The sequence below is a fragment of the Dysgonomonas sp. GY75 genome (assembly GCF_015234155.1).
In the GTDB taxonomy this organism is placed as follows: Bacteria; Bacteroidota; Bacteroidia; order Bacteroidales; family Dysgonomonadaceae; genus Dysgonomonas; species Dysgonomonas gadei.
The window spans coordinates 176,865-191,209 of the sequence record NZ_JADCLQ010000052.1 but is presented as its reverse complement, the minus strand read 5'-3'; the positions used below and the strand labels follow the sequence as shown (position 1 = coordinate 191,209).

Annotated in this window: 14 protein-coding genes; 12 read left to right on the top strand and 2 right to left on the bottom strand. The window is 41.7% G+C overall.

Annotated elements, in window-relative coordinates; genetic code table 11:
• Positions 1-69: 69 nt before the first annotated feature.
• Positions 70-2,289 carry a heavy metal translocating P-type ATPase gene (locus IR083_RS20140; RefSeq protein WP_194225656.1) on the bottom strand — a complete coding sequence of 740 codons (2,220 nt, stop codon included), beginning with the start codon at positions 2,287-2,289 and terminating at the stop codon, positions 70-72.
• Positions 2,290-2,370: 81 nt separating this feature from the next.
• Positions 2,371-2,934: a helix-turn-helix domain-containing protein gene (locus IR083_RS20135; protein WP_194225655.1), complete on the bottom strand. Its 564-nt coding sequence runs from the start codon at positions 2,932-2,934 to the stop codon at positions 2,371-2,373.
• Positions 2,935-3,094: 160 nt separating this feature from the next.
• Here IR083_RS20135 and IR083_RS20130 point away from each other — a divergent pair, with 160 nt between their 5' ends.
• The 12 genes from IR083_RS20130 to IR083_RS20075 all read left to right on the top strand — a co-directional run bounded on the left by IR083_RS20130 (position 3,095) and on the right by IR083_RS20075 (position 13,810).
• Entirely contained in the window at positions 3,095-3,898 is an 804-nt protein-coding gene (locus IR083_RS20130; protein WP_194225654.1) for an inositol monophosphatase family protein, read from the top strand.
• Positions 3,899-4,014: 116 nt separating this feature from the next.
• Positions 4,015-5,547 (top strand): histidine ammonia-lyase, encoded by a 1,533-nt coding sequence (gene hutH / locus IR083_RS20125; RefSeq protein ID WP_194225653.1) that lies wholly within the window; start codon positions 4,015-4,017, stop codon positions 5,545-5,547.
• Entirely contained in the window at positions 5,544-6,272 is a 729-nt protein-coding gene (gene fabG, locus IR083_RS20120; RefSeq protein WP_194225652.1) for a 3-oxoacyl-ACP reductase FabG, read from the top strand. Before hutH ends, fabG begins: the two co-directional genes overlap by 4 nt.
• Positions 6,273-6,291: 19 nt before the next feature.
• Positions 6,292-7,515, top strand: coding sequence for a beta-ketoacyl-[acyl-carrier-protein] synthase family protein (locus tag IR083_RS20115; RefSeq protein WP_194225651.1), 1,224 nt, complete (start codon positions 6,292-6,294; stop codon positions 7,513-7,515).
• Between the two features lie 15 nt (positions 7,516-7,530).
• A complete protein-coding gene (locus IR083_RS20110; RefSeq protein WP_006801508.1) occupies positions 7,531-7,797 on the top strand; it encodes an acyl carrier protein in 267 nt (88 codons plus the stop codon).
• On the top strand, positions 7,778-8,665 hold the full coding sequence (locus IR083_RS20105; RefSeq protein WP_194225650.1) for an acyltransferase: 888 nt from the start codon (positions 7,778-7,780) through the stop codon (positions 8,663-8,665). Before IR083_RS20110 ends, IR083_RS20105 begins: the two co-directional genes overlap by 20 nt.
• 32 nt (positions 8,666-8,697) lie before the next feature.
• Entirely contained in the window at positions 8,698-9,783 is a 1,086-nt protein-coding gene (locus IR083_RS20100) for a class I SAM-dependent methyltransferase (protein ID WP_194225649.1), read from the top strand.
• On the top strand, positions 9,780-10,214 hold the full coding sequence (locus IR083_RS20095; protein WP_194225648.1) for a hydroxymyristoyl-ACP dehydratase: 435 nt from the start codon (positions 9,780-9,782) through the stop codon (positions 10,212-10,214). Before IR083_RS20100 ends, IR083_RS20095 begins: the two co-directional genes overlap by 4 nt.
• Positions 10,211-10,654: an acyl-CoA thioesterase gene (locus IR083_RS20090; protein ID WP_194225647.1), complete on the top strand. Its 444-nt coding sequence runs from the start codon at positions 10,211-10,213 to the stop codon at positions 10,652-10,654. The genes IR083_RS20095 and IR083_RS20090 overlap by 4 nt, the downstream gene beginning before the upstream one ends.
• Positions 10,642-12,378 (top strand): beta-ketoacyl synthase N-terminal-like domain-containing protein, encoded by a 1,737-nt coding sequence (locus IR083_RS20085; protein WP_194225795.1) that lies wholly within the window; start codon positions 10,642-10,644, stop codon positions 12,376-12,378. The genes IR083_RS20090 and IR083_RS20085 overlap by 13 nt, the downstream gene beginning before the upstream one ends.
• Positions 12,366-12,626, top strand: coding sequence for a phosphopantetheine-binding protein (locus tag IR083_RS20080; RefSeq protein ID WP_194225646.1), 261 nt, complete (start codon positions 12,366-12,368; stop codon positions 12,624-12,626). Before IR083_RS20085 ends, IR083_RS20080 begins: the two co-directional genes overlap by 13 nt.
• Complete coding sequence (locus IR083_RS20075) at positions 12,626-13,810, top strand: beta-ketoacyl-[acyl-carrier-protein] synthase family protein (RefSeq protein ID WP_194225645.1); 1,185 nt, start codon at positions 12,626-12,628, stop codon at positions 13,808-13,810. Before IR083_RS20080 ends, IR083_RS20075 begins: the two co-directional genes overlap by 1 nt.
• The last annotated feature ends 535 nt before the right edge of the window (positions 13,811-14,345 follow it).

The following is a 14,345-nucleotide window of genomic DNA, read 5'->3' as shown; positions in this document are numbered from 1 at the left end:
CCAGTGTACCGGATACCAGTAGGCTAAAATTTATTTTTCACTTTTCGTTTTTCGTTTTTTTATAAATTCTTATTTCTTCCATTTCAGGCGTAAGCTATTGCTAACCACACTGACACTACTCAACGCCATCGCAGCACCTGCTATCATCGGATTAAGTAAAAAGCCATTGATTGGGAAAAGGATGCCCGCGGCAACAGGTATTCCTATCAGGTTATATATAAATGCCCAGAACAGGTTTTGCCGTATAGTAGTAACTGTTTGCCGCGACAGCTTAATCGCTTCGGGTATTTTGGTGAGGTCCGACGATATAATTGTCATCTTTGCCACATCCATAGCAATATCGCTGCCTTTACCCATCGCTATGCTCAAATCTGCCTGAGCCAGTGCTGTACTGTCATTGATCCCGTCTCCGACCATCGCTACTATTTTACCCTCCGCCTGCAACTGCTTTATAAATTCAGCTTTTTGTTGAGGCAACACTTCAGCTTTATAGTGTTTTATGCCCGTTCGTGTAGCTATTTCCTTTGCAGTGGATTCGTTGTCTCCGGTGAGCATATACACCTCTATTCCTGAGGATTGTAATTCCCGCACAGCGGTTTGCGAAGTCATCTTTATCTCATCTGCAATGGCAACGACAGCAATCGCCTGCTTATCATCAGCAAACCAGATTACAGTTTTAGACTGGGAACTAAGTTCTTCGGCCTTTTTGCCTAAGGCTTCATTTATAACAATGTTGTTATCATTCAGCAATTTATAATTTCCGGCAAAGTATAACTGCCCGCCAACAAAGCCTTTAGCTCCTTTTCCCGTAATACTTTCGAAGCCGGAGGCAGGAATAGACGCCTCTGCATCGAAATATCGTACCACAGCCTCCGCTAACGGATGCTCCGATTGTTTCTCCAGGCTTAGTAAAGCGGCTTTCGGGCTGTCATCATTATTCAGCCAGAGAATATCGGTTACCTGAGGTTTACCTTCTGTTATGGTTCCGGTCTTGTCCAGCACAACTGCGTTTATCTTCTTTGCCAGTTCAAGGCTTTCAGCATCTTTTATCAGGATGCCTTTTTCAGCGCCCTTCCCTACTCCGACCATTATCGCTGTCGGCGTGGCAAGTCCCAAAGCACATGGGCAGGCAATAATGAGCACCGTTACCAATGCAAGTAAGCCATGTGTAAAACCTCCGCTACCACCTAGTACGAGCCAAACAATGAAAGACACAACAGCAATGCTTATTACCACAGGAACAAAGATTCCGGCTATTTTGTCAACCAGTTTTTGCACCGGAGCTTTGCTGCCCTGCGCTTCCTGCACCATCTTTATGATTTGGGCAAGCATGGTTTCGGAGCCTACTTTCTCAGCCTTGAAGCAGAAACTTCCCTTTTGATTTATTGTTCCGGCAAATACTTTTTCATCTGCTTCCTTCAATACGGGTACAGGTTCTCCGCTCAGCATGCTTTCGTCCACATATGATGTCCCCTCCGTAACCCGTCCGTCCACTGCAATCTTTTCTCCGGGCTTTACCAGAATAAGGTCGTCTATATTTACATTTTCAATCGGGATTTGATTGTGACTGCCATCTTCTTGTATAATAGTAACGGTCTTCGGTTGCAAGCCCATCAGCTTTTTTATGGCAGACGAAGTATTCCCTTTTGCCTTTTCCTCCAGCAACCGTCCCAATAGAATAAATGCAATGATAACGCTGGCAGCCTCGAAATAGACATGGGGTTCTACTCCTCTTGTTATCCAGAAATCAGGGAACAGCGTATTGAACACGCTAAACAAATAAGCCACACTTGTACTCAATGCCACGAGCGTATCCATATTTGCATATCTGTGCTTTGCCTGCTTCCATGCATTGATAAAGAAATCTTTACCCAACCAGAAAATAACAGGAGTGGAAAGCACCCACATTATTTCGTTGGCATAGGGCATATGCATAAAGAACATCCCTATCACAACTACCGGTATAGAAAGGACGATGGCTAATATCGTTCTCCGTTTGAGATCGCCGAATTTCTTCCGGTGAATTTCTTCCAAAGTTTCAGCCGTTGTATTCCTGTCTTCTTCAATAAACAGGTCATACCCCCCGTCCTGAATCGCATCACGCATATTCTCGGGAGATATTTCATCCGGTAAATATTCTACAGCCAATGTTGCAGTAGCAAAGTTAACCGATGCATTTACCACTCCTTTCAGTCCCTTAACAATACTCTCCGCACTTATAGCACACGACGCGCATGACATCTGGAGTACGGGGAACGTCTTCTTTACTGTATTATCTGTTGCTTTCATAATCTTCATCTTTTGATTGTACAAAGATGGCAACAAAATAGCCGGAAGTTGTTATACTATTCTTTGGAAAGTTTATGAGATTTACACCTCATCCAATGGTTTTCGCTTGTTTGTTCTTATTTGCCTGAAGTGGCTCGGGGTGAGGCCCGTTACTTTCTTGAACTGGGCGCTAAGGTGAGCAACACTGGAATAATTCAGGTTGAAAGCTATTTCATTCAATGTGAGTTCGTCGTACACCAGCAATTCCTTTACCTTTTCTATTTTCTGGGCTATAAAGTACTTTTCTATCGTAGTGCCCTCTACTTCCGAAAACAGATTGCTGATATAATTATAATCGTGATGAAGTTTATCACTGATATAATCGGACAGATTGATTTTCAGATTATTGTTATTATAATGCACCAACTCTATAATAAGGTTTTTTACCTGTTCTATCAAACGGCCTTTTTTATCGTCTATCAACGAAAATCCCAGAGATTCGAGCCTCCCGCTCAACTTATTTTTTTGCTCTGTGGTTAATTTTTTATCGAGACGGACTTCACCCAATTCAACCGAAAGCGGTTGTATCTCCAGTTTTTCAAGCTCGGATTCCACAACCATAATGCAACGGTTGCAAACCATATTCTTTATGTATAATACTTCCATAAATTTATCTATATATTATAAACTAGCAAAAAGTATACCATGCAATTACAGAATAATGAACGATGTACACTTTAATAGATAATATTAAACAATAAATAGCGATATAAAGTTACAACTCTTTTTTATTTCATTAAATTTGAACCGTATTTAATATAAACTTATGAATTTAGAACATATAACATCCGAAGTCTGCAAAATAGCTACCGAAGGCGGACATTTTCTCGCAAAGGAGAGAAAAGTTTTTCAAAGAAACAGAGTAGAAGAAAAGAACGCACACGACTATGTATCGTATGTAGACAAGGAAACCGAAAAACTTCTGGTAAAAAAATTATCGGCGCTGTTGCCGGAAGCCGGATTTGTCACAGAAGAAGAAACTATAAAAACCGAAGAGAAAGACTATTGCTGGGTTATTGATCCGCTGGACGGAACAACCAACTTTATTCACGACAACGCTCCGTACTGTGTAAGCATAGCCCTTACCTACAAATCGAAGCCATTAGTAGGCGTTGTATATGAAGTATGCCGTGATGAATGCTTTTATGCATGGAAAGGCAGCAACGCGTACCTGAATGGAAAACAGATATCAGTATCTGCCACAAACGATATAAACAAAGCCTTAGTCGGCCTTGATTTGCCATACAACGACAAAGAGTACAAACCCCTGATGAACCACTTTATGGATCAGTTATACGGCAAAGCATCCAGTATCCGCGTGAATGGTTCGGCCGCCATGTCGTTATGTTATGTCGCTGCCGGACGGTTCGATATCTGGTGTGAAGCCTTCATCAATCCTTGGGACTTTATGGCAGGCGCACTCATAGTAGAAGAAGCAAGTGGCCGTATTTCAAATTTTGAAGGACAGGAACTTCTTTTCAATAACCATCATATCGTAGCATCGAATAATACTGTTATACATGATGAAATACTTGCATTAATACAACCTTTTTTTAGCTTTATCAAGTAAAACCAGTTTTATTTTAATATCCGGTCTTTATATTTAACTGTTTTTTTCTTTAGCGCATTGCAAGAGATGTCAAAAAGTAATACTTTTGCAAATCTTTAATCAGATTATAAAGAAAAATGATAAAAGCCCTTGACATTGATACTATATACACACTTTTATTCAAAGGAGAAAAACTAGTACCAAATAAAGAAAGCATTGCCCAAGTAGAACAAAGCTACAACTTTCTGAAAAAATTTTCGGAGGATAAAATCATATATGGCATCAATACCGGATTTGGCCCGATGGCTCAATACCGTGTCGATGATGACTTCCTGACCAATCTTCAATACAATATTATCCGCAGCCATTCCACAGGAGCAGGCAAACCTCTGGACGCCCTCTATGTGAAATCGGCAATGATAGTACGCCTGAATAATTTGTTACAAGGAAAATCAGGTATCCATCCCGAACTGATTCATTTATTAGCGGAATTTATCAACCGCGGCATCTGTCCGTTTGTACCCGAGCATGGCAGCGTAGGAGCAAGTGGCGACCTTGTACAATTGGCACACATCGCATTAGCTTTAATAGGTGAGGGTGAAGTGTTTTACAAGGGTGAATTGAGAGATACGGCCGGGGTATTGAAAGAAAACGGATTGAAGCGAATCTCCATGCATATACGTGAGGGCCTTTCGGTTACCAACGGAACTTCTGTAATGACAGGAATCGGCATTGTAAACCTTATATACGCAAAGAGATTGCTGCACTGGGCTGTTGCGGCATCAGTGATGATAAATGAGATAGCCTCTTCGTATGATGACTTTATGTCCGAAGAACTGAATGCGACAAAACACCATAAAGGTCAGAAAGAGATAGCCAGGATGATGCGTAAATGGAGTGACGGAAGTTCCAGCTTACGCAAGCGTGAGAATTACCTGTATAATAAAGAAAACAAAGAAAAAATACTTAAACATAAGGTCCAGCCATATTATTCATTACGTTGCGTTCCTCAGATATTAGGCCCCGTACACGATACTTTGGTAAATGCGGAGGAGGTATTGGCAAATGAAACCAATTCGGCCTGCGATAACCCCATTGTAGACAAAGAAAGCGGAAATGTATATCACGGCGGAAATTTCCACGGCGATTATGTGTCCTTTGAAATGGATAAACTAAAAATAGCTGTGACAAAAATGGTCATGCTTTCCGAGAGACAGCTCAATTACCTGTTTCACGACCGGATAAATGATATACTTCCTCCCTTTGTAAATATGGGTGTACTGGGATTGAACTACGGGTTACAAGCTGCGCAATTTACAGCAACCTCCACCACGGCAGAGTGCCAGACACTCTCCTATCCTATGTATGTACACAGTATACCGAATAACAATGACAATCAGGATATTGTAAGTATGGGTACAAATTCAGCCCTACTTGCCAAAACGGTAATAGACAATGGGTATCAGGTAATGTCTGTTTTGTTTATGGGGATAACACAGGCCATAGACTGCCTGAATATACAAGATGATTTATCTAAGAATACAAAAGTAATCTATGATGAAATTAGGGATATCTTCCCTAAATTTGTAGAGGATACACCGAAATACAAAGAGATAAGTAAGCTGACGAATTACCTAACGAATAAAGAAATAGAAAAAATTTCATTATGAAATACGCTTTAGTAACAGGAGCCAGCAAAGGAATCGGCAGAGCAACGAGCCTCAGACTTGCCGAAATGGGATATTTTATCCTGATCAACTATAATTCGAGCCGTGAAGAAGCGGAAAAGACATTAGAGTTGGTGAAGGAAATAGGTTCTGACGGGGAACTGTTGAAATTTGACGTATCGGATGCCGCCGAAACAAAGTCAACCCTCGATACCTGGACAGCCCAACATAAAAACGAATATATAGAAGTTCTGGTAAACAACGCAGGTATCAGAAAAGATAACCTGATGATATGGATGCCCGAAGAAGACTGGACAAGTGTCTTAAACATCAGCCTCAACGGCTTCTTCCATGTGACCCAGTATATGTTGAAAAATATGCTGGTAAAGAGATTCGGCCGAATTATAAATATTGTATCTTTGTCCGGCATTAAAGGAATGAAGGGGCAGGCAAACTATTCGGCGGCCAAAGGCGGCCTTATAGCAGCGACAAAAGCGCTTGCAGCTGAAGTCGGTCCCCGAAATGTGACCGTAAACGCCGTAGCTCCGGGATTCATACAAACGGAGATGGTAAAAGATCTGCCCGAAGAAGAGTTGAAAAAACTGATACCTGTAGGACGCTTCGGCACAGCAGAAGAAGTGGCTTCATTAGTCGGATTTCTGGCCTCGAAAGAAGCATCGTATATTACAGGCGAGGTGATTTCCATTAATGGCGGTATATATACCTGATAATACTATAAATACATAAATGAGGAGAGTTGTTATAACAGGCATGGGAATTTATTCCTGCATCGGAAAAAATCTTGATGAGGTAAAAGATTCGCTATATCATGGCAAATCGGGTATAGGCATCGATCCCGAAAGACCGGACTTCGGTTTCCTTTCTCCACTGACAGGCATAATAGAAAGGCCTGACATGAAAAAACTTCTCGATCGTAAAAAGCGTAACTTCTTAGCCGAACAAGGCGAATATGCATATGTCGCTACACTCGAAGCATTCCGGAATGCACGAATAGACGAAGCATTCCTCGAAGCGAATGAAGTAGGTGTACTCTATGGTAACGATAGCAGCGCACTCCCCGTCATAGAAGCCGCCGACATTATCCGTAACAAAAAGAATACAGTACTCGTTGGCTCGGGATCAATCTTCCAGTCAATGAACTCGACCGTAACAATGAATCTCTCGGTTATTTTCAAGCTGAGAGGAATCAATCTCACTGTTTCAGGCGCATGTGCCAGTGGTTCACATGCTATCGGATTAGCATACTTTCTCATCAAAAACGGTTTACAGGATTGTATCCTTTGCGGAGGCGCACAAGAAGTAAACCCATATGCAGTTGGAAGTTTCGATGGATTGGGTACATTTTCCAAATTAATAGATGAACCTACCAAGGCATCCCGCCCATTCGACAAGAACAGGGACGGGCTTGTTCCCAGTGGCGGTGCCGCCAGTCTGGTAGTGGAAAGCTACGAATCCGCAGTGCGACGTGGAGCTAACATTATGGCAGAAGTAATAGGATATGGATTCTCTTCAAACGGGGATCATATATCTACCCCGAATATAGACGGGCCAATCCGTTCTTTGGAGATGTGCCTGAAAGATGCGAATGTAAAGCCGGAGGAAATCGGATATATAAACGCGCATGCCACATCTACCCCTATCGGGGACATGAATGAGGCTAAAGCGATCAGCACGGTACTCGGGGAACATAAACCTTTTGTAACGTCCACAAAGTCGATGACAGGACACGAAATGTGGATGGCAGGAGCCAGCGAAGCGATCTATTCGATATTGATGATGAATAATAACTTCATCGCTCCGAATCTTAATTTTGAAGAAGCAGACGAAGCCTCGGCTTTGCTTAATATACCTAATAAACGTATTGATACTTCATTTGACATGTTTCTTTCCAACTCATTCGGTTTTGGAGGAACAAATTCAACCCTAATAATTAAAAAATTCAAAGAGTAACTAGTCCTGATGGAAATGACGAACGAAGAGATAATAGAGAAAATAAGAACGACTTTAGCCGAAGAGTTTGAAGTAGATGTAGAAACTATCCAGCCGGATGCGCCTTTGATCGAGACACTGGAAATGGATAGCCTCGACTTTGTAGATATGGTCGTACTGATAGAACAGAATTTCGGATTTACCGTAAATGGTAATGACTTTGTAAATATAAAAACTTTTCAGGATTTCTATGATTTCATCATAGAACATCTCGACAAGCCAAATGACGGAATGGAAGGGTAAAACCAGAGGAGGAGTATTCGGATACCTGTTCTTTATCTTCCTGATAAAGAAAATAGGAATTACAGCTGCTTATGCATTTTTAAGCACTATCGTATTATACTTTATCCCCTTTGCGCCCAAGGCATCCAAAAGCATCTGGATCTATTCCCGTAAGATACTAAACAAAAGCCTACTATCTTCTATCGGGATGCTCTTCCGCAGCTATTACAAGTTCGGGCAAACCCTGATAGATAAGGTTGCGATCGGCAACGGAATGAAAGACAAATACAATTTCCGTTTCGAGAATTATGATGAGTTCCTCAATATATTGAATACCGACACGGGTACGATAATAATCGGGGCGCATGTTGGCAATTGGGAGATGGGCACACCGTTCTTTGATGATTATGGTAAGAAGATCAATATCGTTTTATACGATGCTGAGTATAGAAGAATAAAAGAATTGCTTCAAAAGAATTCTGCGTCTGCTGATTTCAAAGTAATTCCCGTAAACGATACTGATCTAAACCATGTATTCGCTATAAAAGAAGCCTTAGATAATAAGGAGTATATTTGTTTTCAAGGCGATCGGTATATCAACGAAGAGAGACGCCTGAAAGGTATATTCATGGGAAAAGAAACCAGCTTTCCTTTAGGGCCTTTTCTATTAGCGGCAAAGATGAAGGTGCCTGTTGTATTTTATTTTTCCATGCGCGAGCCTAAGAAAACATATACATTTCATTTCACGATGGCTACACCAGTCTATAGGAATGAAGAGATAAGACCTGAACAGCAATTATTACACCAATACATTTCAGCCCTTGAAGCTATCTTAAAAAAGTATCCGGAACAGTGGTTCAACTATTATAATTTCTGGAACGAAAAATAAATCCGAATAATCCGACTAACATATAATCAATCATGAACTTATTTCCTTCCTTACAAAAAAGATATTCCGAAGAGCAATTTTCAGCGGCCGAAGCACAGCGGATGGCGCAGGAAATAGCCTTTGGTCCTATTGTTTTTCAGGTATCACGGCTTATGCTCAAGTTCGGTATATTCGAATTGTTAGCAGAGAAGCGTGAAGGACTAACATTAAATGAAATATCGGAACATAGAAAACTATCCCGTTATGCAGCGCAAGTATTGCTGGAGGCTTCGCTTTCGATTGGTACTGTATTGATAAAGGATGATAAATATACTCTGTCTAAGGTCGGGTGGTTCTTATTGAACGACGAAATGGCGCGTATCAATATGAACTTCAATCATGATGTGAATTACCTCGGGCTATTCAATCTGGAAGAAGCACTTCTGAATGGGAAACCCGAAGGGCTGAAAGTTTTTGGCGAATGGCCGACAATATATGAAGGCCTGTCAAAGTTGCCCAAAAATGTACAAAAAAGCTGGTTCGATTTCGATCATTTCTATTCCGATAATTCTTTTTCACAAGCATTGGAAATCGTTTTTGCAAACAGTCCCCGCACATTGCTCGATGTGGGAGGTAATACAGGCCGTTGGGCCATGAAGTGTGTTGAATTCGACACAGGAGTAGATGTAACCATCATGGATTTACCCCAGCAACTTGAATTGATGAAGAAACAAACTTCCGGGCAATCCGGCTCCGACCGTATACACGGGCATGGTTGTAATCTGCTGGACAAAGATGTTCCTTTCCCAAGAGGCTTCGATGCTATATGGATGAGTCAGTTCCTTGATTGTTTTTCGGAAGAAGAGGCTACAAGTATTTTGTCCCGTGCCGCAGCATCTATGGAAAAATCTTCGTTCCTTTACATTATGGAAACATTCTGGGACCGTCAGAAATTTGAAACAGCAGCTTATTGCCTCACCCTCACCAGCCTGTATTTCACGGCACTGGCAAACGGCAACAGCAAGATGTATCATTCTGATGATATGATACGCTGCATAAAAGCTGCCGGACTGGAAGTTACCGGAATATACGATGGATTGGGATTGGGACATAGCATTATGGTCTGTAAACGAATATGAGTAAGCTAGTAATAATAAGAGGTGAAGGTATATTAGATTTAATTCCGCAACGTCCGCCAATAGTGATGGTGGATAAGTTTTACGGGATTGAGGATGATTGTTCATATACGGGACTGACAATCAGCCCAGATAATATTTTCATTGAAAACAATTATTTCAAGGAACCCGGTATTATAGAACATATCGCACAATCTGCCGCAGCACGTGTGGGATATATCTGTAAGCAAAATAACGTACCTGTACCACTCGGCTTTATCGGATCTGTAGACAAGATGACGATTCACGCCTTGCCCAAGATTGGAGAAAAATTAGATACCGAGATAAAGATAATACAGGAAGTCGCCGAAATTACCTTGATAAGCGCGACAGTAAAAACCGGAGATAACCTTATCGCCGAATGCCGCATGAAAATATTTTTGAAAAAGGAATGAAAAAACATAAATACAAAGCTAAAGAACCTGCGCTAACAGACAGAACCACTATAAAAGTCCGTTTTAGTGAAGTAGACTCCATGCGTATTGTATGGCATGGCCAATACATCAAGTATTTTGAGGACGGCCGGGAAACCTTTGGAAAACGATATGGAATCGGTTATTGCGACATTTACGAAAACGGATACACCGCGCCCATTGTCGACCTCACCTGCCAGTATAAACAATCCTTATCATTCGGGGAAGAAGCCATTGTGGAAACAAACTATATCGCTTCGGACGCTGCGAAAATAATATTTGAATATACTGTTTACAAAAGTGATGGTGAGACAGTTGTCGCTACAGGCAGCACAGTTCAGGTATTCTTAAATTCTAATAATGAACTGGAGTGGACAAATCCCGATTTTTATCAGGAATGGAAGAAGAAATGGAATATCTGAATGACATATACATTACCGCCGATAACATTATCAGTTCTTTAGGATTTACGACTAAAGAAAATGTCCGTGCCATTAGCCTGAATAAATCCGGGATTGCCTCTGTCGAAGCAGGAAAAATCTCCGATGCACCAATTCTTGCCGGATTAATTAATTCCGGTATCCTGAATGAACTGACAGAAAAGTATAGCCTGCAAAAATTCAGCAAGGCCGAACAACTCGCCATATTATCGATTAGGGACTTATTATCGCAAAAAGATATAGATTTGACGCAGTGTGGTTTCATTCTTTCCTCGACAAAAGGGAATGTAGACTTACTGAAACATCATACAGAGAACATTGACAGAAACGTTTTTCTCAGAGAAAGCGCGTCTAAAATTACAGGTTATTTCGGAATGGACGATAAGGCTATGGTTGTCTCCAATGCCTGCATATCGGGAGTATCGGCTCTTATTATTGCCCGCCGCTTACTTCTGAATGGAGACTATAAGCATATAATCGTTACGGGGGTAGATGTCCTTTCTCATTTTATTACCAGTGGTTTCCGGTCGTTCCGTTCCCTGAGTGAAAACCTTTGCAGGCCTTACGACAGTGAAAGGGACGGGTTAAATCTGGGAGAAGCTTGTGGTAGCATCCTTTTGTCCGCAGAATCCGGAACGGATAATATAATTATCAGAGGCGGGGCAATAAGCAACGACGCCAATCATATATCAGGCCCTTCACGCACAGGTGACGGTCTGTACTATGCAATAAGGGACGCGATGGATGAAGCCGGAGTAACAGCCAATGACATCGACTGCATAAACCTGCACGGCACTGCAACCGTTTTCAACGATGAAATGGAAGCAAAAGCTGTTCATCTGGCTCAATTGGAAAAAGTTCCGGTCAATAGCCTAAAGCCATATTTCGGGCATACATTAGGCGCATCGGGAATCATTGAAACAATTATTTGCGCACATCAATTAAAAGAGAACGTCATATACGGCACATCAGGTTATAAAACAAACGGTGTTTCACAATCCCTGAATGTAAGTAATAACCACATCTGTGGAAAAACGATAAACACCTGTATTAAAACAGCTTCCGGCTTTGGAGGTTGTAATGCCGCTATTATATTGTCCAAAATACCTTCGCATAAGTCAATTGAGCAGGGAACATATTTATTCAACGAAATAAAGCGCTGTATTATAGAGAATAGTTCTATAAAAGTAAATGATGAAGTCATATTTAACTCCGCATCCGGTGATTTTGCCGTTTTCATCCGCGAAGCATTCAAAAATACAGGTGACAGCAACCAGAAGTTCTATAAGATGGATGATCTCTGCAAACTGGGATATATAGCAGCGCTACATTTACTCGATGGGATTATCTTTAATCCTGATGAAATGGGGATTATCTTATCCAATTACTTTTCGTCATCAGATACGGATTTAAAACATCAGCGGATAATAGATGAAGGTGGAGACGATGCTGCCAGTCCGGCTGTATTTGTTTATACACTACCTAATATTGTCGCGGGTGAAATATGTATCCGTCATAAAATACAGGGCGAAAATACCTTCTTTATCGAATATCCCGATAATCCGGAAAGACAGGAAGAATATGTAAAACTCGCCATGAACAGGAGTAAATTACAATTTTGCATCACCGGCCGGTGCGAATATCTTAATAATAAATACAAAGCTGAATTCAGACTCATAAAGAAAGATAAAATATGGAAGAATTGATAGAAAAACTGAAAAAAGAACTGATACAGGAATTAAATCTTGAAGAAATGACTCCAGAAGATATAGATTCTGATGCCCCGTTATTCGGAGATGGCTTGGGGCTGGATTCCATCGACGCTCTCGAAATTATCCTTATTCTCGAACGTAATTATGGCATCAAAATCAAAAAGCCGGGAGAAGGTGAAGGACGCGAAATATTCAAGTCGGTAAGATCATTAGCCGAATTTATTTCTACATATCAGAAATAATGAAGATTTACATTACAGGAACAGGTATTGTATCGGGTATAGGTATAAATGCAGAAGAAAACCTGTATGCTATCCGGCACAAAAGTCATGGTATGGGCAAAGTCACTCTTTTCCCTACCAGCCTCGATGTTCCTGTAAGTGAGGTGAAATATACAAATGAGCAGCTTAAAGAGTTATTAGCTCTACCTTCCGGTAAAACATGCTCCCGGACTGCTTTGCTCGGAATACTGGCGGCAAAAGAGGCCTTATCGGATTCAGATATAGCCGTAAACGCCCAACGCACCGGACTTATATCTTCTACCTCGGTGGGTGGTATGGATTTAAGTGAAAACTTTTATGTTGACTTCCGAAAAGATAAGGCAAAGGGCCGTTTAAGGGATATTGTTTCGCACGATTGCGGCGACAGCACTCAAAAGATTGCGTCCCATCTGGGTATAACCGATTATATGACAACGATAAGTACAGCCTGTTCTTCCGCAGGAAACGCTATAATGCTGGGGGCAAGGATGATCAGAAACGGATTGCTGGACGCTGTTATCGTCGGAGGAACCGATGCTTTATGTAAGTTTACCCTAAATGGCTTTAACTCGCTGATGATTCTGGATAAAGAACTATGCAAACCGTTTGACAAATCCCGTGAAGGCCTGAATCTGGGCGAAGGTGCTGGTTATCTAGTATTACAATCAGAAAAAACATTAAAAAGAAAACCCTATTGTATCCTCTCCGGCTATTCCAATGCAAATGACGCTTATCACCAGACAGCCACTTCCCCCGAGGGGGACGGGCCGTACCTGTGTATGAGAGAAGCTGTTGAAATGGCAAATATACTACCCCGTGACGTGGATTATATCAATGTGCATGGTACGGGAACGCCTAACAACGACCTTTCGGAAGGGAAAGCAATCATACGCCTTTTCGGCGAAAGTACACCTGGATTCAGTTCCTTAAAGCCGTTCATAGGGCATACATTAGGAGCTTCAGAAGGGATAGAGGCGGCCTTATCCGTATTATCCATATCTAAAGGAATCGTTTATCCGAACCTCAACTTTAAAGAACCGATAGAAGATACGAATCTTATTCCTATTACAGAATGGGACGAAGGCTTACCGATCAAACATGTCTTATCCAACTCTTTCGGATTCGGAGGGAATGATTCTTCTTTACTTTTTTCGGCAATAGAATAGATTATTAAGTAAACAAAAAAATAATGATATATTTATAATGTTCAATTGTTTAATGCATAGCTACCGTCTTTGTTTATTTTTAGAGACTTGGCTCACTCCTGCCGCGCCCTCCCGGGCTTGTCCTTCCTTTTGGCATTGCCCAAAAGGAAGCAAAAAGCTAGCGCTTCGTTCCTCGGCGACCCACAACCGGTTTGCCGGCTGAAAGGGACAAATGGGCTATCGCGCCATCCCTTTCAACGCCAGCTGCACCGCGTGGGTGCCCCGCCTGCGGAATTAATGCGCAGATGCTGACGCACGACAAGGCTGACGCATATTGGATTTAGGGGCTTTGCTCCGATAGTGCGTCAGCCAGCGCCGTTAGCTTCACGGACGGGGTACCCGTAGGGCGAAAAGACGAAAAAAACGGAAACGTGTTTGAGCTTATCTGCCGATTCGGATTATAGAATTTTCAGTGCGAGTTTTTCCGTTTCGTCCTTTTGTCCGTTACGGGTCGGCCTTTGAGGCGGGGCGCTAAAGCGTTTTTGGTTCCTTTTGC

Excerpts from the sequence above, each read along its gene's own strand:
- IR083_RS20100 (WP_194225649.1), top strand. The coding sequence starts at position 8,698 with ATGAACTTATTTCCTTCCTTACAAAAAAGATATTCCGAAGAGCAATTT.
- IR083_RS20085 (WP_194225795.1), top strand. The coding sequence starts at position 10,642 with ATGGAATATCTGAATGACATATACATTACCGCCGATAACATTATCAGT.
- IR083_RS20130 (WP_194225654.1), top strand. The coding sequence starts at position 3,095 with ATGAATTTAGAACATATAACATCCGAAGTCTGCAAAATAGCTACCGAA.
- IR083_RS20110 (WP_006801508.1), top strand. The coding sequence starts at position 7,531 with ATGACGAACGAAGAGATAATAGAGAAAATAAGAACGACTTTAGCCGAA.
- fabG (WP_194225652.1), top strand. The coding sequence starts at position 5,544 with ATGAAATACGCTTTAGTAACAGGAGCCAGCAAAGGAATCGGCAGAGCA.
- IR083_RS20135 (WP_194225655.1), bottom strand. The coding sequence starts at position 2,934 with ATGGAAGTATTATACATAAAGAATATGGTTTGCAACCGTTGCATTATG.
- IR083_RS20095 (WP_194225648.1), top strand. The coding sequence starts at position 9,780 with ATGAGTAAGCTAGTAATAATAAGAGGTGAAGGTATATTAGATTTAATT.
- IR083_RS20090 (WP_194225647.1), top strand. The coding sequence starts at position 10,211 with ATGAAAAAACATAAATACAAAGCTAAAGAACCTGCGCTAACAGACAGA.
- IR083_RS20080 (WP_194225646.1), top strand. The coding sequence starts at position 12,366 with ATGGAAGAATTGATAGAAAAACTGAAAAAAGAACTGATACAGGAATTA.
- IR083_RS20115 (WP_194225651.1), top strand. The coding sequence starts at position 6,292 with ATGAGGAGAGTTGTTATAACAGGCATGGGAATTTATTCCTGCATCGGA.
- hutH (WP_194225653.1), top strand. The coding sequence starts at position 4,015 with ATGATAAAAGCCCTTGACATTGATACTATATACACACTTTTATTCAAA.
- IR083_RS20075 (WP_194225645.1), top strand. The coding sequence starts at position 12,626 with ATGAAGATTTACATTACAGGAACAGGTATTGTATCGGGTATAGGTATA.
- IR083_RS20140 (WP_194225656.1), bottom strand. The coding sequence starts at position 2,289 with ATGAAAGCAACAGATAATACAGTAAAGAAGACGTTCCCCGTACTCCAG.
- IR083_RS20105 (WP_194225650.1), top strand. The coding sequence starts at position 7,778 with ATGACGGAATGGAAGGGTAAAACCAGAGGAGGAGTATTCGGATACCTG.